The organism is Pseudonocardia sp. SID8383 (assembly GCF_009864975.1).
GTDB lineage: Bacteria > Actinomycetota > Actinomycetes > Mycobacteriales > Pseudonocardiaceae > Pseudonocardia > Pseudonocardia alni.
Genome location: NZ_WWFY01000537.1, coordinates 1 through 908, shown reverse-complemented (window position 1 = coordinate 908; position 908 = coordinate 1). Strand labels below are relative to the sequence as shown.

Annotated in this window: 1 protein-coding gene; it reads left to right on the top strand. The window is 79.2% G+C overall.

The genetic code is table 11. The features are described 5' to 3' along the window. On the top strand, positions 1–908 hold a 908-nt coding region (locus GTW08_RS31835), incomplete at both ends, for a hypothetical protein (RefSeq protein ID WP_237453807.1).

Here is a 908-nt window from a genome sequence, read left to right as displayed (position 1 = left end):
ACCGGACCGGCCGGCCCCCGGCCGCCCACGACTCCGGTGCCCGCGATCATGACCCCGGACACCCCGCCGCGCCGCACCCCTCCGCCCGCGACGAGGCCCGCGACGAGGCCCGCGACGAGGCCCGCGACGAGGTGGGCGGCGACTCCGCCGGGCGGGCGACAGACGAGCCGTCGCAGGTGTGGGGCGGTTCCGCCCCGGCGGACCCCACGTCGGTGCCGGACCCGCTGGACACCCGGTTCGCGTTGCCCCCGGAACCGGACCGGCGCCTCGCCGAGGCAGTCCGGGCCCACCTCGACCTCCCCGTGCCGGATGGCGCCGCCTCCCGCTACGACGGCCCGGCCCGGGAACGTTCCGGGCTGCCGGTGCGGTGGTCCGGGATCGACGACGGCGGAGTGGGGGAGTCAGCGCTGCCGCGTCGTCGTGGGCGGGTCGTCACCCCACCGGCCGATGACGGACACGGCGGGGCCGCCGGTCTGTTCGACGGGGGCAAGAGCACGTCCGCCGGCGGCCACCGTGCGTCCGGCGAGCCCGACGGCAGTGGCGTGGGCGCGGGGACCTGGACGTTGCGTACCGCGACCGGACCGACCGTGGTGCGGGGTGCGGCGGCCGTCTTCGCCCCGGCGACCGGTGACGCTGCCGCGACCGGTGACGCTGCCGCGACCGGCGACGACGAGCCGTCGACCGGCGCCGTCCACGCACCGATGACGGACCTACGACCCGGCGGGAACCGACCGGACGCAGGCGGGCGGACGCCGGACGTCGGCACCGCGACCCGACGGGCTCGCTCCCGCCGAGCGGTCCCCGCGGACGGATCGGAGCCGTCGGACACCGCGATCCGGGAGGACGGCCCGGCCACGAGGCACGAACCGCCGACCGGCCCCCCGCGCGACGACGCCCCGCCCGCGACG